General features: G+C 42.5%; 14 protein-coding genes and 1 pseudogene. 5 read left to right on the plus strand and 10 right to left on the minus strand.

Features of this window, described 5'->3' with window-relative positions:
• Positions 1-5 precede the first annotated feature (5 nt).
• From BGK61_RS05180 to BGK61_RS05190, 3 genes are all read left to right on the plus strand, one after another.
• Positions 6-707: a response regulator transcription factor gene (locus BGK61_RS05180; RefSeq protein WP_014999206.1), complete on the plus strand. Its 702-nt coding sequence runs from the start codon at positions 6-8 to the stop codon at positions 705-707.
• Positions 707-1,942: a sensor histidine kinase gene (locus BGK61_RS05185; RefSeq protein WP_076012056.1), complete on the plus strand. Its 1,236-nt coding sequence runs from the start codon at positions 707-709 to the stop codon at positions 1,940-1,942. Before BGK61_RS05180 ends, BGK61_RS05185 begins: the two co-directional genes overlap by 1 nt.
• A gap of 158 nt (positions 1,943-2,100) precedes the next feature.
• Positions 2,101-3,612: a serine hydrolase gene (locus tag BGK61_RS05190; RefSeq protein WP_076012064.1), complete on the plus strand. Its 1,512-nt coding sequence runs from the start codon at positions 2,101-2,103 to the stop codon at positions 3,610-3,612.
• Between the two features lie 304 nt (positions 3,613-3,916).
• On the opposite strand, the gene BGK61_RS05195 is transcribed toward BGK61_RS05190, so the two are convergent.
• On the minus strand, positions 3,917-4,516 hold the full coding sequence (locus tag BGK61_RS05195; protein ID WP_076012057.1) for a hypothetical protein: 600 nt from the start codon (positions 4,514-4,516) through the stop codon (positions 3,917-3,919).
• A gap of 351 nt (positions 4,517-4,867) precedes the next feature.
• On the opposite strand from BGK61_RS05195, the gene BGK61_RS05200 reads away from it, so the two are divergent.
• The gene (locus BGK61_RS05200) at positions 4,868-5,578 is read left to right on the plus strand and encodes a hypothetical protein (protein WP_076012058.1); all 711 of its coding nucleotides are present in this window, start codon (positions 4,868-4,870) and stop codon (positions 5,576-5,578) included.
• A 186-nt stretch (positions 5,579-5,764) separates the two neighbouring features.
• Here the strand turns inward: BGK61_RS05200 and BGK61_RS05205 are convergent, their stop codons facing one another.
• The 5 genes from BGK61_RS05205 to BGK61_RS05225 all read right to left on the minus strand — a co-directional run bounded on the left by BGK61_RS05205 (position 5,765) and on the right by BGK61_RS05225 (position 10,373).
• Positions 5,765-6,250, minus strand: coding sequence for a hypothetical protein (locus BGK61_RS05205; protein ID WP_083648697.1), 486 nt, complete (start codon positions 6,248-6,250; stop codon positions 5,765-5,767).
• A gap of 511 nt (positions 6,251-6,761) precedes the next feature.
• Positions 6,762-7,577 carry a hypothetical protein gene (locus tag BGK61_RS05210; RefSeq protein ID WP_076012059.1) on the minus strand — a complete coding sequence of 272 codons (816 nt, stop codon included), beginning with the start codon at positions 7,575-7,577 and terminating at the stop codon, positions 6,762-6,764.
• Entirely contained in the window at positions 7,578-8,663 is a 1,086-nt protein-coding gene (locus BGK61_RS05215; protein ID WP_076012060.1) for an AAA family ATPase, read from the minus strand.
• Positions 8,660-9,676 carry a hypothetical protein gene (locus BGK61_RS05220; RefSeq protein ID WP_076012061.1) on the minus strand — a complete coding sequence of 339 codons (1,017 nt, stop codon included), beginning with the start codon at positions 9,674-9,676 and terminating at the stop codon, positions 8,660-8,662. Before BGK61_RS05220 ends, BGK61_RS05215 begins: the two co-directional genes overlap by 4 nt.
• A gap of 148 nt (positions 9,677-9,824) precedes the next feature.
• Positions 9,825-10,373: a hypothetical protein gene (locus BGK61_RS05225; RefSeq protein ID WP_076012062.1), complete on the minus strand. Its 549-nt coding sequence runs from the start codon at positions 10,371-10,373 to the stop codon at positions 9,825-9,827.
• Between the two features lie 37 nt (positions 10,374-10,410).
• Here BGK61_RS05225 and BGK61_RS19390 point away from each other — a divergent pair.
• Positions 10,411-11,541: pseudogene (locus tag BGK61_RS19390) on the plus strand (IS3 family transposase).
• A gap of 89 nt (positions 11,542-11,630) precedes the next feature.
• Here the strand turns inward: BGK61_RS19390 and gcvP are convergent.
• The 4 genes from gcvP to BGK61_RS05255 all read right to left on the minus strand — a co-directional run bounded on the left by gcvP (position 11,631) and on the right by BGK61_RS05255 (position 17,828).
• Positions 11,631-14,528, minus strand: a complete 2,898-nt coding sequence (gene gcvP / locus BGK61_RS05240) for an aminomethyl-transferring glycine dehydrogenase (protein WP_076026040.1) — start codon at positions 14,526-14,528, stop codon at positions 11,631-11,633.
• Between the two features lie 121 nt (positions 14,529-14,649).
• Entirely contained in the window at positions 14,650-15,039 is a 390-nt protein-coding gene (gene gcvH / locus BGK61_RS05245; protein WP_014950360.1) for a glycine cleavage system protein GcvH, read from the minus strand.
• A 26-nt stretch (positions 15,040-15,065) separates the two neighbouring features.
• Positions 15,066-16,145, minus strand: a complete 1,080-nt coding sequence (gene gcvT, locus BGK61_RS05250) for a glycine cleavage system aminomethyltransferase GcvT (RefSeq protein WP_076012846.1) — start codon at positions 16,143-16,145, stop codon at positions 15,066-15,068.
• A gap of 330 nt (positions 16,146-16,475) precedes the next feature.
• Positions 16,476-17,828: a sugar MFS transporter gene (locus BGK61_RS05255; RefSeq protein ID WP_076012845.1), complete on the minus strand. Its 1,353-nt coding sequence runs from the start codon at positions 17,826-17,828 to the stop codon at positions 16,476-16,478.
• Positions 17,829-17,840: the final 12 nt, after the last annotated feature.

Genomic DNA, 17,840 nt, shown 5'->3' on the forward strand with positions numbered 1-17,840 from the left:
AATTCATGTTACAACCGCCGGGGGCATTGCCCATTAGAGTATTAGTTGTTGAAGATAATCGCGATATCTGTGACAACATTGCCGCTTATCTTGAAAAGCATAACTTCATACTCGATTTTGCCTATGATGGCATAAGCGCAATGCACCTGGCTGTTACTCATGCTTTCGACGTAATTGTGCTAGACCTTACGCTTCCTGGGATGGACGGTCTGCACTTTTGCCAAAAGCTGCGAACTGAAGCCAAACTTCAAACGCCGTTACTTATGCTTACCGCCAGAGATACGCTTGACGACAAAATTAAAGGCTTCGAAGTTGGAGCAGACGACTACTTGGTTAAACCCTTCGCCTTGCAGGAGCTTCACGTACGACTTCATGCACTGTTTAAACGTAGTAACGGCAAAGCAGAGAACGTATTAACTGTGGGAGATCTCACGCTTAACAAATCAACCCTACAAGTTCACCGCAGTGGACAACGAATTGATATCACACCTACCTGTATGAAGCTGCTACAGCGATTAATGGAAGTCTCCCCTTCTGTGGTGACTCGCGATACACTTGAAACGCTACTTTGGGCAGATGAACAGCCTGACGGGGATGCGCTGCGATCGCACATGTATAAGCTACGGCAAGCTGTTGATAGGTCGTTTGAGCAACCGCTAATCCACACGGTTCATCGCATAGGATATCGAATTGCTGAGGATATGTAGTGGTGTATAAGCACAGTTTACGCAAACGCGTAGCCATAGCCTTTGCCATGTGTGTTGCTGTACTAAGCATAGTATGGGGCTTTGCTTTTTTTAGTGGAATTAGGCTAAGCGAAGACCGCGTATTGTCGCAGCAACTTGAAGTAGCCGCTGAAAACTACCCTGCCCTTACATCAAACCTGCAAAGCTATACCCAAATTGATGACTTACCAGCTTCCCTTAGAGAGTGGGCTCGCACCAACCCAGAAAAGGGGTTGTATGAGTTTGATGCCGAAGAATTGCACGTTGCAGTAATAACCCCTTCCGGCTCCACACAAAGCGCCTATGTCGTTTTTGACGTTGCTGGCATTGAAGCCAATTCATCAGAAGACTGGTGGCTGCTACTTGCTATAACTGGCGTGGTCGGCACATTAGGCCTGTTTGGCTTTATCTTAGGGTTATTTATTATGCGCAAAGCGGTGGCGCCCGTGGTGGAACTTGCTAGCGTTGTTGCAAAAATTGACCCCAAACATTTAACTGCCGACGATCATAAACGCATTAGGTCGAGCCGATTTGTAGATGACGAAGTAGGCCTGTTAGCGATGACAATTGAAAAGACCCTTGAAAGAGTTAGCGACTTTGTTGAACGCGAACGCAATTTCACCAATGCAGCCAGCCACGAATTACGCACGCCAGTGACGGTAATTTCGGGTGCGCTCGAAATACTTGAACAAAGTGATTTGGATAATGGTGACAAAAAGGCGCTAGATAGAATGCGGCGTGCCACGCTGGACATGAAAAACATGATTGAAATGTTTCTGTGTTTAGCCCGCGAGACCGATGACGGCTTGTATAACGAAAAGTTTAGCGTTGCGCCCTTAGTGTATAAAGCCATTGACCAGCAGCGCTACCTTTTGCGAGGAAAGTCAGTTGATATTGAACTAGACGAAGCGGCAACCCCCTGCATTTACGGGCATCCACAGGCTTTTTCTATCGCCGTTACAAACCTTGTGCGTAACGCGTTCGAACACACCTTAGATAACCAAGGCCCTGTCAGCGTAATAATTAAAGACAACGAACTCATTGTAAGCAATCACACAAATAAGCATGTTAGCCAGCAGGTAACATTACCTGTCGAATCCCATATAACAAATAACGGCCTTGGTTTAGGCATTGTGCAGCGTTTGTGTGAGAAAAATAAATGGACGTTTTCACTAAGCACATCTGAAAATCTAGTCGTTGCTAGGTTGTGTTGGTGAGTGTAGTGCTTATAAAAAGCTGCTGGACAAATTGCAGAGAAAGGCTGCGAAACGTATACACAATTAGCTAGTGAGAGCCTGGTGAGAAAATTGTTTGCATTGACCGAATAATATTAGGAACGTACTCTGGTATGTTCACGGGTAATGGAATACACGAAATGACTTCAAAAAAGATCTTCGTCTCTTTAACACTTTCGCTTTGTTTAGCTTCGTTATTGAGCTGTGCAGAGCCTGAATCCCTACCCGCCTCCCCTTCTGCTGCCGAAGTATCAAAAGAAGCCAACCTTTTAAAAACTGGGCTAACTGAACGCATTCGAATTGAAGGGCAAGAGGTTGATTACCAATCTTTAGAGCAAAGACAAGCGCATTATGATGTGCCCGGTGTGTCTGTCGCGTTTATGAGAGATGGGCAAATAGCTTGGACCATGCAAAGCGGCGTTAAAGATTTGACTTCTGAATTGGCTATTGATGAAAACACGGTGTTCCAAGCTGGAAGTATTTCTAAACCCGCATTTGCGGCAGTGTTGATGAAGTACCGCGAAGATAACCCGCTAGATTTAGATGCAGATGTTAATACCTTACTCACCAACTGGCAGTTACCTGAACACGAATGGTCAGGGCAAGACGTTGTTTCTTTACGCAGATTATTAAGCCACACGGCAGGCACCACAGTACATGGTTTTCCTGGTTACGCAGCTGGCGAACCCGTGCCTACTTTGCAGCAGGTGCTAGAAGGTGTATTTCCCGCCAATACCGACGCTGTTGTTGTGGATATTCAACCTGGCACGCAAATGCGTTATTCAGGTGGCGGTACTACGCTTGCTCAGCTTACCTTACAAGACGTAGCTAACGAGCCCCTGCCAACCATGTCGCAACGGCTTTTGTTTAAACCACTAGGCATGACGCGTTCTGGCTTCAACCAGCCCATATCGAAAAACCTATCAAACAATATGGCTACGCCTTATGACGGAGATGGTGCGCCAATTAAAGGTGGCGCCCATACCTACGCTACGCTTGCAGCAGCTGGCATGTGGAGTACGCCATCAGACATGTTGAAACTGGCAAGCGGCGTGCGCAGCGCGTATTTAGGGCAGAAAACCGACTGGATATCGCAAGCCACCGCGCAAGAAATGTTAACCAACAATACGCCGAGTATTGAGCCACCCAATGTAGGAATAGGCTTTTTTATCAATATGGATGATAACGGTGAAATTTTAGGCTTTGGTCACGGCGGCGCAGATGCTGGGTTCATGTCGCAGCTATACATTGAGCTAGATACAGGCAACGGCTACGCCATTATGACGAACGGCAACAACGGTAGGCAGTTAATAACTGAACTAGAAATACGGCTAAAAGAAGCGTTAAACGTAGGCTACTCGGAAGCTGAAGTTAGGAAGTTAGTACCCATAAGCCAAAAGGAATTAAGTAAATATATTGGAACCTACGTGGTAACTAAACCAGTTAACGTCGATGTGGTGCTAGAAAAAACAGCCAATGGTTTTGTGCTTAACGCATTACCCTATGTTGAAAACGAAGAATATTTTTATGAAGGGGGCGGACGATTTTTTGCTAAGAATGGGAGTAGTATTCGTTTTGAGCTGGATGATGAAAAAGGGCTGGTTAAGGCGGTTGTAATGGATGGGAATATTCGGGGTGTTAGAAAAGAATAGATCATCGGGAGTGAACTGATACATGCCCCTAATCCTTTTTGTTTCAGTTACCGCCATCAATATATTCGCAGGCAAACGGCCGCTACGTACGTATTCCGGACAGTCAGGTTGTGAAAGCACCGAACGGCCTGGAAGGATGTCAAGCAGATGATCAGTTTCATTCTCATACCTATTATTTTTGTCTGATATCCCCATTCTGTGTCGTAAAATATCAAAGCAGCTTTGATTGCTATACTTATTATGCTTTTGCACATATGAAGATATTTACTTTACATAAAATAACCTTGCTCTGGCCTAGCCAAATTTACCTAGAGACTTCTGATCTAATAGAGTCATAAAGTTGCGAGAGAGACGTAGTGTCTATATTGCATTCGATTTCACCGAGAAACGATTTTTTAGTTGCACCGAGGTTCATAACGTAGTGACCCGAGTAACGATCACCTTTTGGGACTAAGTGTATGCTTTTCGTAATAGCACCATAGTTATTAACTATGGACGATACAGATAGGTAACTCGATGTAAAATTTGCCGCGTTGAACTGATCAATGTACCCCCCACCTCGGAGGTCTAGACTATTTATTGTAATATCATTGTTATCCAGGTAAACCCGATTCGATATTTCCATATCTTTTGAGCTTTTCACGTTCTTTACCAATACCCATTCGGTTATAGTACGTGTCTTGCCTTTAGGTCGGGTCACCATATATATTTCTTTCCCTTCATAAAATTTAAATACCAGCTCAAATTCGCCTCCTGCTTCTACTAGACCTTTTATGTCACGAGGTAATTCACCTTGGGCCGTTAATAATTTACAGTAGAATGTTTTTTCAATTGTCGAGGAAACAGCGTTATTAGCGAAAAAAACAACAACTGATAAAATAAGAATTAGAAACTGTAACTTCATTTTATGTCCTAAATTTTAGTAAAATATAAAGCTATTATGTGAATTATCAGTGATTCAAGCCTTTACCAACATTTCATGATTTGCTGATTGCTAAATCGAATAATACGCCTTTTATAACTTTCAAAAGGAACTAGCATATACTGCATCACGCTCTGCGAGTGTTCAGGCTATCATATATCTGTTCTTAATTCCCAGCGATTGCTGTCTATGACTGTCACATGAGATATTGGAGCAGCACTGTACGTAAAGCGGTCGATGGCCTCTTCCTACGAAGGCACAGGATATAGGTTTCAGCAGAAACGGATGTTAGTATGAACTCTCAGTAAAAAGCTGTGAGGCACGGATTTAAAAATGTCGAAAGAGATTCAACTCAAATACAAGGGAAATAAGTGTTCTGCCTGTGGCTTGGGTATTAAAGAAATGCTTGATCGCTGGGGAACTTTCAAACGGATGACCGAGTTTCATCATGTCGAAGAAAGTAAAAAAGCAGATAACTATAATGCCTTAATTCGTCGCAAGCTATGTACCGAACAGCTAGATGAGTTAGATAAATGTATTCTTCTTTGCAGTAATTGCCATAAATTAATACACGCCCAAAATATAAAGGCAAACCTAGAGATTAAACTCGAATTCGAGGGTAACGTTTATACACAAGAAATTGTAGGTTGGGTAATAGTAGATTTCCGTGAAAAGAAAATGCGGATTTACACAGATCAAAAATACTTATTGCGTTTGTATCAGATTAGAATCGGAGCCGAGCAAGCCAAAGTAATCGCTGGTGTCGAAATGGCTTCCCCAGTTTTTTTTAGTAGTCTGTTTAAAGGCCTTTGTAGTTCGAAGATGTTTGAGATTCGAAACGCTCAAAACACCAAAGTTCTTATGCGTGGCACTTACCTTGGCTCAAACGAGATTGAGCTAAAGCAAGCCGTAGAGTTTCCATTTCTCGAATACGAATGGAATGAAAACGGTGTTAAATCATGGGCAAGAAACGGAAAGCTACTCGATGAAAATGGTCACTTCATAGGCGAAGGCACAATAACAACCAATATAGAACTTATTTAAAGCCTTGCAGCCAATAATAGGTATACACTTACTACTCTTCATTTTGTCATGACTTCGGCACTTTACGCCAAATATTCACGCACTTAATAAGTGCACCGTATAGCAGCGGTTGAACATCTGCAAATTGTCTTAGCCGGCCATCTTAAACCGGCTAAAAACTTCTGTTATTAGTGTAACAAAGCTATGTTAATCTTGAACTATTTCGCTTAATTTTCGCACATACGCAAAGCAAGCCTCACCAGAATACAGATCCGTCCCCTCTCTTGGTTCGTCCATAAACACACGTTTCGCTAACTTTTGCGACGCGATGTTTTCTTTTCCAACAATTGCCTCTATCATGATATCTGACACACCATTTCTACTCATACCGTGTTGGAATTCTTTGAGCGCCGCTTCAATAGTTTTAATAGCTAGGCCTCTCTTACGACGCAATTTGTGTGTCGCATAACCTATTGCCATGCAGAGCATACCTTCGATAGGTTGAGCCGGTATTAATATAACAATCGATACTACTTTCTTTCCTTCCATTCTTGCAAACGTAAATCTTGGCTGGCCCTGTGGCTTGTCTGCGTGCATCTTTATGAAATCGGTTGTCTTACAATTATCTAACACAATTTCTTTTTGATTTAATGCAGTCTGTAAGCCGGTTAGGCTGTTGTAGGGATCGGTCATTGACGACACGGTGTTTCCTTGTATTACTATTGAGTTGAGGATTAGCCAACATTATAACCTACTCCATGTTATAGATGCCTCTCAGAATGGTTTGATATTTCCTGAAGTTGGTTTTTGCTTGCGAGAGTTTCGAAGTGCTAATATCTGGTTAATGCCCTTAAGGGCTGGTCGCTAAAAAAAACTGAGAGGCAACTATCCGTAGATAGTGCTCACTTAAGTCGTTGCAATCTAACGAAGATGAATGGCCGTTGTTTGTCTAAGACGGACTTCTAAGCACTAAAACTTGAAACAAAAAAAGGCGAACCACCCAGTTCGCCTTTCAAATCAACAAAGCTCTCACAGCAATGCTGCTAAACCAACCACTGTCGTACTCGAATAAAGTTTGTGAGTCGGTGGTATAGTTTATAAGGATTTTTTTTAAGCTTAAAATCAAATATGGTTTGTGAGTATTTTTTAATTTTAGTGAATTTAACCTTATCGATATTAATAAAGTTTGTAAATCGTACTAATGTTAACTGAGGACTTTATATCCATTTTCAGGATAGGGTGGAAGACCGATATTACTTATAATCAAGTTAATGTTGGTGTTATTCGTGGGTTTTCCAATTGGATACCCATGAAATTTACAATCTTCGTGGGCGGGAAACTGATACCACTTATCGTTATAGAAAGAAAAAATAGCCTTTTTACTAAGTAAATGAATTCCTTGATCCAAAATTTTTTGAGCAACTTCGATCGTGATATCCATCTTTGTGTGAACCTTTCCTCCTACCGCTTTAGATTCTTTTATTTCATGTTTAGGATTTGGTTCATATTGCCTCAGAAATGGAGTTATGCAATTTTCAGAGAATAAGTTGATAATCTTTTTATTACTACCCTCGAAAGTAATTTCTGAACAATTATACCCCTCTGACATTTGGATAGAAACCAAAGCAGGAAAACTAGAATAACGTTCTGATAAAGCAGCATGAATTAAACTATCTTCGATCTTTCTATTACACGGAGCAATTAGATCTTTGATCGTGAGATCTAGAACATTCATATCAACGAATGGACCTTGAACGATATGCTGTAAAACTAATGTGGATACGTCTTTATATTTGGGTGATGTAGTAGAATTGGCGAGTAACCATGCCAAAAATTCATGAATCGACTTACCTTGACAAACAGGCATAGTCTTTAGCGCTTTTGTCCTCCTGACAGGAGTAGAGCCTCTCATCATCGTTGATGAATTAATAGCTTTAGCTAGTATTTCAAAAGCTCCGATTGCCTCTTCAAAATCCCTAAATTGACCTTGAAATGAAAGGTCATTTATATACATATCCATTTAAAATAATTTCATTAGGTCATTATTAATCTGATCGAAAAAGCCAATGTCTAAGTCCGTAAAGTTTCCATCACTGTCTATTCTTATTTCCTTAACTTTTCTTTCTCCGTTTTGTTCAGATATTGAGTAAATGATATTACTGTTAATATCCAATGAATTCTCTTTAGCGTACACTCTTAATCCATTCACTATATGGTCGCTATGAGTCTCAATGATAACCTGAACACCGCTTTGGGATAAAGTCGCCAAAATTCCAATTAGTTGAGACTGAGCTGAAGGGTGAAGATGAACTTCCGGGTTCTCAACAATTAACATTCCCCCCGGTTCAATTGTTGAAGCGGCTATGATTATTGGTAAGACATAACTTACACCGAAACCTGTATTTATAGGCCTAACAAAGTCTTTGCTTGAACTCCCCCCATACAGGTGATAAACCTTATCAATATTTTCAGCTTCAGTTACTTTCATCTCGAATGAAGGATATATCTTTTTCATTGCTTGTCGAACAACTACATCTGTAAATACTAGTTTTTCAGGCTCAGATGGCTCTTTTAAGTGGGAGCAAATTGATTTTGCAAAAACTTGATTTACGCATGGACGTTCTTCAAATCTGGCAAACTCGGAAAGTGCATATTCACCATATATTCCAAGGTCAAGTTTTTCACTACTTCTATTTACATCGTAGCTAGCTCTAGGCCCAAACCTCTCGGCACATAAGTAAACAAAATCATGTTGAAATTTTGTATTTATCTCTTTAAATTCATTAGTCAATTTAAGGACATAATCTTGTTTTTCTTTTATTGTTACATTGGCTCGGATAGATAAATCATCAATAGTTATTTCAAAATCACTGCTTTCGGCATTGTGATTAAAAAGATCTACAACTTTTCCGAAATTAAAATAACTTCCAAAAGTATTAAAGCATCCCTTAAATATATTTTCCTTATTTTGAACTACTGACAAGACAGCTTGAATCGCAGTTGATTTACCGGCAGAGTTAGCACCACAGAATATAGTTAAAGGTGCAAAATAAAATGACTGCTCTTTAAAGCACTTAAAATTCTTAACATTAATGTTACTTATCATAACTCTAATTTTTTACCTAATTGCCATATATGCATGTCATTCCTAATAAGTGGTGTATCTCGACCAAATAGTGCTTGAAGTAGGCTAGGACTTCGCTGTCTATGTATTGGAAAAATACTAATAATTCCAACTTGATTCAGAAATTGTCCGTCTTTATTTATTAAATGATAAACTTCATCAAATGTGCTGGAAAGTTCATTTGTTAGGTAGGAGTTATGCATATTTATTTCAAACATGATTTTATCGAGAGCTATATCTAATTGATCTTCATATGAAATTTCTAGGTCAGAAAACCCATGCTCATAATGATCTTCAAATTGATTAAAATTCTTTCGCTTATACATGCTGATTTCGTTTTGCAACATTCTATCTTTTAGAAGTTTTACTAGCACTAAAACCAATATGTCTTCTTGTAACGCAAGAATAAAAGAAGCACGTTGTCTTTTTTTGCCTAAATTATTTGCAAGATTGAACTCTTCGTATATATGAATTGTAAAATCTCTCAATCTTTCTTCAGCACTTGGAAAGCAGAAATTCCTTGCACTTTGATTAGAAAACTTAATATTTTTTTCTTTGTTTTTATTTTTGAGAAATAAGCATTTGAGTAACGGATTCAGACTATGGTCAATTACATTCAAATTAATGTTGGTTTGAAATAAATCATCTCTGTCTGAATAATTAAAGGTACGAAAGCTATACCCTTCTAGATTTCGAAGATAACGTAACCCGGCTAATCGAAACTTACCTTCTTTGAAGTCTATCAATGTTGAAATAACATCAATTCCAGTCAGAATGTTAATCTTTCCAAACTTATCTTCCTCTGCCCAGATTTCTTCATTAGGCAAGCCTAACAACATTGTTTCGATTAATTGAGATTTATAGCGATTATTCCAACTTGCATGCAATCTAAAATAGGACCTATAATCCAAGCGCCCAATTTCAATCATTTTAACAAGTTCGTACAATGAAACTTGTTTTGTCTTAAATCTCATTCGAGATAAATTTTTGCCCATAAAACAATCTAGTTACTTCAGAAGAAATCCAATAAGTTAAAAATAGTTAATCATATAAAAACTTAGCTTCATATTAGCATAATTAATACACAAAAATCTTTAGTTATTTACACTTAAAAACATATAAAAGGAATCTATTTGGTTCGAGTTACTTGTGTTGTTCTCCTTTTTCAGAATTGATTTCCAACCACTTCTGGCATTCATCCATCAGATAACTAAGAAACTTCTGTTCAGCTTCATCTCTAGGAAGATCTTCATGGTAAATCAGCCTTGAACTGTCACGGCAATCCCAAACTTCTCTCAACCAACAAAATACCTGCTCAAGTTTTAGGTTACTCCCAAAATATTTGCTATCAGGTAGTTCCGTGTCAATCTCATGATGAACATCCCAATATATGAAGTTCACACTTTCCATTAGGTCGATAGATTTTGATGAAATTCGCTCCATTATATCTTCAGTTACTAACCATGCAGCAGCTACTCTAGTTGGAATATTGACGTTCATTTCTTCCATAGCCTTGAGAAACAACTCTGACGCTTCCGACATGATTGGATCATTATCTATCTGTAAAAAGTTTATGCTATCTGTATATATTCCTTGATTGAGCCAAGTATCTGACAGTGTTACCAAGTCAGTTGAAGATAGCAAACCTAGCTGAAAATAAGCAATTTTAATCGACCAGATTTCTCTAGACACTTATTTGCTTTGTAATTATGTGTACCAACGAGAAAAGATGTCTCAACGATTTACAGAAGAATTTAAAACACGAGCCGTTAAACAAGTTACCGACCAAGGTTATTCGGTGGCAAGTGTGTCTGACAGGCTGGGAGTGAGTAGCAGCTCGCTTTATAACTGGATAAAAGCTTACTGCCCAGATAGTGAAGAACATAGACAATCTCAAGAACAATCCGACCGTATTAAGCAACTCGAAAAAGAGCTAGAGCGCGTGACAATGGAACGTGACATCCTAAAGGAAGCCACCGTATTTTTCGCGGGCGAGTCAAAGAAAAATACGCGTTCATAACGACCAGGCTCAAGAATTACCCGATAAAACTCATGTGTGAAGCACTCTCTATACAACGCAGTGGCTTCTATGCATGGGTGGATAAACCAAAATCAAAGCGACAGTTAGAAGACGAGCGCCTGATGGGGTTAATTAAGCATTCTTGGCTAGAAAGTGGCTGTCTCTATGGGTATAGAAAAGTCACGAGTGACCTTAAGGATTTAGGCGAAGCTTGTAGCAAACATCGTGTAGCTAAATTGATGAAGCTAGAAGGTATAAAGGCACAAGTCGGTTATAGAAAGCATAAAGGACACATTATCGGCAAGCCTGCGGTTGGACAATGTGCTTGATAGGAAATTCACGGTTGCTACACCGAACAGATACTGGGTCATTGACATTACCTACATCCGAACTCATGAAGGTTGGCTCTACCTTGCCGTCGTTTTAAACTTATACTCTCGCGCTGTTGATGGTCGGTCGATGAGTTCTCGCATGGAATCTGAGCTTGTTACTCCAGCGCTGCTAGCTGCGGTGTGGCGACGAAAACCCAAAATGCAGGTGCTCATACACTCAGACCAAGGTTGGCAATATCAAAACATACAATACCAACAACACCTGAAAAAGCATGGGTTGCTTCAAAGTATGTCTAGGAAAGGAAACTGTTTAGACAATGCCGTTGCAGAGAGCTTCTTCGACATAATAAAAACTGAGATGTATCACAATGAAACGTTCAAATATGCGAATGAGCTCATTGAAAACATCAAAGAATATATCGATTACTACAATATCGAACGCACTAAGCTAAAACTAAAAGGCCTGAGTCCGATACAATATCGAAATCAGGCCTTGGTTGCCGCTTAGAAATGAGTCCAACTTAATAGGGTCACTTCACCCCAGGTTCACCTTTCAAATCAATAAAGCTCTAGCTGCAGCGCTGCCAAACCAACACCCTACTCCTCAACATAGCTCTCAATGCTAGGGCAAGAACAGATCAGGTTGCGGTCGCCGTAAACATCATCAATACGGTTAACCGTTGGCCAGAACTTGTTTCTGTGTACTTCTGGTGCTGGGTACGCCGCTAGCATGCGGTCGTAGCTGCGGTTCCAGTCGCTGTCACAGATGTCTGCAAGCGTGTGCGGTGCATTGTGTAGCGGGTTGTCAGTCGCATCCCACTCGCCGCTTTCTACTTTCGCAATTTCTTGGCGAATGCTAACCATCGCGTTGATGAAACGGTCTAGTTCGTACTTCGCTTCCGACTCGGTTGGCTCAATCATAAGCGTACCCGCTACTGGGAAGCTCATGGTTGGCGCGTGGAAACCGTAGTCGTTTAGGCGCTTCGCGATATCTAGCTCGGTTACACCGCTTGCTTCTTTAAGCGGGCGAAGGTCAATAATACATTCGTGCGCTACGCGGCCGTTGTTGCCTTTGTAAAGCACTGGGAAGTGCCCTTCTAGCTTCTTAGCCACATAGTTAGCGTTAAGAATAGCGACTTCGGTTGCACGGCGAAGGCCTTCGCTACCCATCATTTTGATGTACATGTAGCTAATAGGCAGAATTGATGCACTGCCCCATGGTGCTGCCGATACCGCACCACAGTCTTTGCCTGCCGTTTCTACGTTAACAACCGTGTGGTTTGGTAGGAAAGGCGCAAGGTGCGATTTAACACCAATTGGTCCCATGCCTGGGCCACCGCCACCGTGTGGAATACAGAAGGTTTTGTGTAGGTTAAGATGCGATACGTCTGAACCAATGAAGCCAGGCGACGTAATGCCCACCTGCGCGTTCATGTTCGCGCCGTCCATGTAAACCTGACCGCCGTATTGGTGAACAATGTCACAAATCTCGCGCACGGTTTCTTCATATACACCGTGAGTAGACGGGTATGTGATCATGGCGCACGATAGGTTGTCGCCCACTTCTTCCGCTTTCTTGCGAAGGTCGTTAAGGTCTACGTTACCTTTGCTATCACACGCTACTACTACCACTTTAAGACTAACCATTTGTGCAGACGCAGGGTTAGTACCGTGGGCAGAGCTTGGAATTAAGCACACGTTTCTGTGACCTTCGCCACGGCTTTCGTGGTAACGCTGAATAGCCAATAGGCCCGCGTATTCACCTTGTGCACCTGAGTTAGGCTGCATTGAAAGCGCGTCGTAGCCCGTTACGTTAATTAGCCACTCGCTAAGCTCGGCAATCATTTCTTGATAGCCCGCTGCTTGGTCTAGTGGTGCAAACGGGTGAAGCTGACCGAATTCAGCCCATGTTACAGGGATCATTTCAGCCGTTGCGTTTAGCTTCATGGTGCACGAGCCCAATGAAATCATTGAGTGGTTAAGCGCCAAGTCTTTGTTTTCAAGGCTCTTGATGTAACGAAGCATCTCTGTTTCAGAGTGATACTTGTTAAACACTTCGTGCGTTAGGAAGTCGCTAGTACGTACTAAACCTTCAGGAATAGATTTTACGTCTTGCGTGGTTACTTCTGCGTCTAGGCCTTCCACAGTTAGGCCGTGATCTTCACCAAGCAGTACGTCGAATAGCGCAACAATGTCTTCACGTGTGGTGGTTTCGTCTAACGACACACCTACCGCACCTTCAAGGTCAGCACGTAGGTTCATGCCTTTTGCGTAGGCTTTTGCTAGTACGTCTTCTTTGTTGTCTACCATAACGGTTAGCGTGTCGAAGTACGTGCTGTGCTTTAGAGCTACACCTTTCTGGTTCAAACCAGTAGCAAGAATGTCGGCGAAGCGGTGAATGCGCTCAGCAATAGTTTTAAGGCCTTGTGGGCCGTGGTACACCGCGTAGAAGCTTGCCATGTTAGCTAGCAGCACCTGCGCTGTACAAATGTTCGAGTTCGCTTTTTCACGGCGGATGTGCTGTTCACGAGTTTGTAGCGCCATGCGAAGTGCTGGGCGACCACGGGTGTCCTTACTTACACCAATAATACGGCCAGGTAGTGAACGCTTGTAGCTGTCGCGTGTAGCAAAAAATGCCGCGTGCGGGCCACCGTAACCCATAGGTACACCAAAGCGCTGTGCACTACCAAGTGCCACGTCTGCACCTAGCTCACCAGGCGACTTAAGCATTACCAAGCTCATGAGGTCAGCGGCTACTGCCACAATACCTTTTTTCTCTTGCACTGCAGCAATGATGTCGCTGATGTCCTTTACTTCACCGGTAGAGGTTGGGTATTGAAGTAGCGCACCGAATACGTCGTGTTCTGCTGCTTCTTCTGCCGCACCTTTGATGATTTCAAAACCGAACATTTCAGCGCGAGTTTCAACCACGTCAACCGTTTGCGGGTGAACGTCGTTTGCAATGAAGAAGGCGTTTGATTTTTTATTCTTAGATACGCGCTTAGCAAGGCCCATGGCTTCTGCTGCCGCTGTACCTTCATCAAGTAATGACGCCGATGCTAGCTCTAGGCCAGTTAGGTCAATGGTCACTTGCTGGAAGTTAAGAATGGCTTCCAAACGACCTTGGGCAATTTCTGGCTGGTAAGGCGTGTACGCTGTGTACCAACCTGGGTTTTCTAACACGTTGCGAAGAATAACGTTTGGTACGTGCGTATCATAGTAACCCATACCAATGAAAGAACGGTTAATTTTGTTCTTTTGTGCAACGGCTTTAAGTTCACTTAATGCTTCAACTTCTGTCGCCCCTTCACCACATTTTAGTGGCTCTGGTAGCGCAATACCTGCTGGTACAGTTTGCTCAATTAAATCATCTAGTGAGCTTGCGCCAATAGCAGACAGCATTTCTTCAATTTCGCCTTTACCCGGGCCAATGTGACGGCGGATAAATGTATCTTTTTGCTCTAGTTGAGCCAATGTAGGGGAAGTATTCGACATAACGTTGTTAAGCACTCGTAATGGTTGCCGCAAGGGCGCGTTAAATCTTTAAGTTAAAAAGGGGCTGAATTATCTTCATGCCCCTTTTCAAATTATGGTTCTTTTAAAACTGCGTAACGAATTACTCTTCGTCGATGCTGTTTTCGTAGCCTTCAGCGTCTAGTAGACCTTCTACTTCTGCCGCATCGTCAGCTTTAATTTTGAATAGCCAACCGTCGCCGTACGGGTCAGAGTTAACTAATTCTGGAGAATCTTCTAGGTCTTCGTTAATTGCTACAATTTCACCTGAAATTGGCGCGTAAACGTCAGACGCTGCTTTTACCGATTCAGCAACACATACGTCGTCGCCAGTGCTTACTGCGTCGCCAACATCTGGCAAATCAACGAAAACCATGTCGCCAAGTAAGCCTTGTGCGTGCTCAGAAATACCTACAGTGAAAACACCGTCACCTTCAGGGCGAACCCATTCGTGCGTAGCGGCATAGCGTAAATCAGTTGGGATGTTGCTCATAATCGTTCCTGTTATTCTCTGTTAACTTATAAAACACTTTTTCCATTGCGAACAAAGGAGGGCTTAACCACTTTTACTGTAACCCACTTTTTGCGCATTTCCACTTCTACTGTTTCACCAACATCACTTGGTACTCGTGCCATCGCAATCGAGTGACCTAGTGTTGGAGAGAACGTACCTGAAGTGATAACGCCTTCGCCGCTTTCTGTTTTCACTTTAAGACCGTGACGCAGCACGCCTTTTTCAGTCATCACCAAGCCTACTAGCTTGTCGGTACCCGCTTCGCGCTGCGCTTCTAGTGCTTTGCGCCCTACGAAGTCACGATCAGCCGGTTCCCATGTAATTGTCCAGCCCATGTTAGCCGCTAGTGGCGATACGGTTTCATCCATATCTTGGCCGTACAGGTTCATGCCTGCTTCAAGGCGAAGTGTGTCACGCGCACCTAGGCCGCATGGCTTAACGCCCGCGTCTAGTAGCGCTTGCCAGAAGCTTTCCGCTTGCTCAGCTGGCACCATAATTTCATAGCCTGCTTCACCGGTGTAACCTGTGGTGGCAATGAACAAGTCTTCTGCTTGTACTCCAAAGAATGGCTTCATGCCCGCTACCGCTTCTTTTTGTGCAGCGCTGAACAGGTTAGCGGCTTTTTCTTTTGCGTTAGGACCTTGTACGGCAATCATGGCAAATTCAGGGCGCTCGGTGATGGTTACGTCAAAGCCTTCTGCTTTGCTCATTAACCAGTTCATGTCTTTTTCGCGCGTTGCTGAGTTAACCACTAAGCGATAGTTAGTTTCGTCGAAGTGATAAACGATAAGGTCGTCTACAACACCGCCTTCTTCGTTAAGCATGCCGCTGTATAGCGCTTTGCCTTTGTCTTTTAGTTTTGCCACGTCGTTGGCTAAAAGGTACTGAAGATACGCTTTGGCTTGCGCGCCTTTTACGTCAACAATGGTCATGTGAGACACATCAAACATACCGGCGTCTTGACGCACAGCGTGATGCTCTTCAATTTGTGAACCATAGTTAATTGGCATATCCCAGCCGAAGAAATCGACCATTTTCGCACCGGCTTCTAGGTGCTTTGCGTGTAGGGCGGTGGTATTAGACATTCCACTTACTCTTTTTGAATTGAAAGGTAGAAAACGAAATTGAGTATAGTGAGCTAACGTTTATGCAACAAATTGGAAATTTTTATCAATACATTTAAAAAGCAAATGTATTGCACGATAAACATCAGAAATGCAAATATTCATTATAAGTTAGGGGTTAACTAGAATTCGATAAACTACCCTAGCTACCTGTCTTTTCAACCGCGACAGCACCAAATTTAATCCGACAGCACCATTAATGCAGTAACACCGACCAACAAAAAAAATGCGCTAAAAAGCGCATTTCTTTAAACAATTAAACCGTGAGCCACACGGCATAACACTCACCATTTACCAGCGTTGTTTTTTACAGCCCAATAAGGCGTAGTAAGCAATAAAGCAGTAGCAAGGCAGCATAATCGCGTAGGCACTTTGACCTCCAACTAGCTCATTAGCTGCGCCGTAAACCATCGGTAAAATAGCACCTCCTGCAATACCCATGATAAGTAGTGCCGAACCTTGTGCGGTATATTTACCTAAATTATTTAGCGCCAGCGGCCAAATTGCAGGCCACACCATGGCATTTGCCAAGCCAAGAAGCGCAATACACGTCACGCTGTTTGGCAAGAAGGGAAGCGATTGCACGCCCGTCCATCCCCACAGCACTTCAGAGATCCCAGTATCAGTGTTTGAGCTCATTAGAATGCATGTGGTAAAAACTACGCCCAATACCGCAGAGCTTAGTAGCGCCGTTTGCTGAGATATAAATCGAGGAATACAAATAAGGCCTACTGCGTACCCGATAACCATAGCAATCATGGTAAATGACGTTAGCGTAGTCGCGTTTTCTACGCCAATTGAAGAGCCATACAACCCAATGGTGTCGCCAGCAATAACTTCTACCCCAACGTAGAAAAACAGGCTTATTGCGCCCAATACTAAGTGTGGGAAATGCAGGATCTTTTTATCTTTATTTGAGGAAAGCGATGCTTCCGCAGTTTCGCCTTCTGCTTGCTCATCATTAATGGCTGGCAATGCAAGGCGCATAAATACCAGAGCCAGTACGCCCAATGCGATGGCCATTGCAACATAAGGCTGAATAAGTGAGACAGACATATCATTAATTAGCGTGGCTTTTACGTCTTGTGGCATGGCGTTTAACGACTCTTGATTTACGTCAGGCAAACCACTTAACACTAAGCTGGTGAAAACGATAGGTGCCAGCACGCCAGCCGCTTTATTAAGCAGGCCCATAAAGGCAATGCGAGCGGCAGCGCTTTCTTCGTTACCTAGGCGAACAATGAACGGGTTTGATGCTGTTTGAAGTATGGTCAAACCGCTACCTACCACAAATTGTGCCAGCAAAAACACGGGGAACATGGCGCTCAGCGCGGCAGGTACAAACAACAAACATCCCACAGCGATAATGCTAAGCCCTAAACTCATGCCCTTCTGGTAGCCAGTTTTTTCTAGGATCTTTGCCATGGGTAGCGCCATGACTACATAAGCGATGTAAAAACAAAAGGCGATAAGCAACGCTTGCATTTCAGTTAGCTCGCACACCATTTGCAAAAACGGAATTAATGCGCCGTTTAGCCATGTAATGAAGCCGAAAATGAAAAACAGTAAACCGATACTTAAAATAGGTACAAAGCGCCCCATTCCTGTTGCGTTGGGTACTTGCGACTGAGCTTGTGTTGTCATAGCAAAGATCTC

Source organism: Alteromonas abrolhosensis, from assembly GCF_001953635.1.
GTDB classification, from domain to species: Bacteria; Pseudomonadota; Gammaproteobacteria; order Enterobacterales; family Alteromonadaceae; genus Alteromonas; species Alteromonas abrolhosensis.

Coding starts and splice junctions, on each gene's coding strand:
- BGK61_RS05180 (WP_014999206.1), top strand. CDS start 6: ATGTTACAACCGCCGGGGGCATTGCCCATTAGAGTATTAGTTGTTGAA.
- BGK61_RS05190 (WP_076012064.1), top strand. CDS start 2,101: ATGACTTCAAAAAAGATCTTCGTCTCTTTAACACTTTCGCTTTGTTTA.
- BGK61_RS05195 (WP_076012057.1), bottom strand. CDS start 4,516: ATGAAGTTACAGTTTCTAATTCTTATTTTATCAGTTGTTGTTTTTTTC.
- BGK61_RS05200 (WP_076012058.1), top strand. CDS start 4,868: ATGTCGAAAGAGATTCAACTCAAATACAAGGGAAATAAGTGTTCTGCC.
- BGK61_RS05205 (WP_083648697.1), bottom strand. CDS start 6,250: ATGACCGATCCCTACAACAGCCTAACCGGCTTACAGACTGCATTAAAT.
- BGK61_RS05210 (WP_076012059.1), bottom strand. CDS start 7,577: ATGGATATGTATATAAATGACCTTTCATTTCAAGGTCAATTTAGGGAT.
- BGK61_RS05215 (WP_076012060.1), bottom strand. CDS start 8,663: ATGATAAGTAACATTAATGTTAAGAATTTTAAGTGCTTTAAAGAGCAG.
- BGK61_RS05220 (WP_076012061.1), bottom strand. CDS start 9,676: ATGGGCAAAAATTTATCTCGAATGAGATTTAAGACAAAACAAGTTTCA.
- gcvP (WP_076026040.1), bottom strand. CDS start 14,528: ATGTCGAATACTTCCCCTACATTGGCTCAACTAGAGCAAAAAGATACA.
- gcvH (WP_014950360.1), bottom strand. CDS start 15,039: ATGAGCAACATCCCAACTGATTTACGCTATGCCGCTACGCACGAATGG.
- gcvT (WP_076012846.1), bottom strand. CDS start 16,145: ATGTCTAATACCACCGCCCTACACGCAAAGCACCTAGAAGCCGGTGCG.
- BGK61_RS05255 (WP_076012845.1), bottom strand. CDS start 17,828: ATGACAACACAAGCTCAGTCGCAAGTACCCAACGCAACAGGAATGGGG.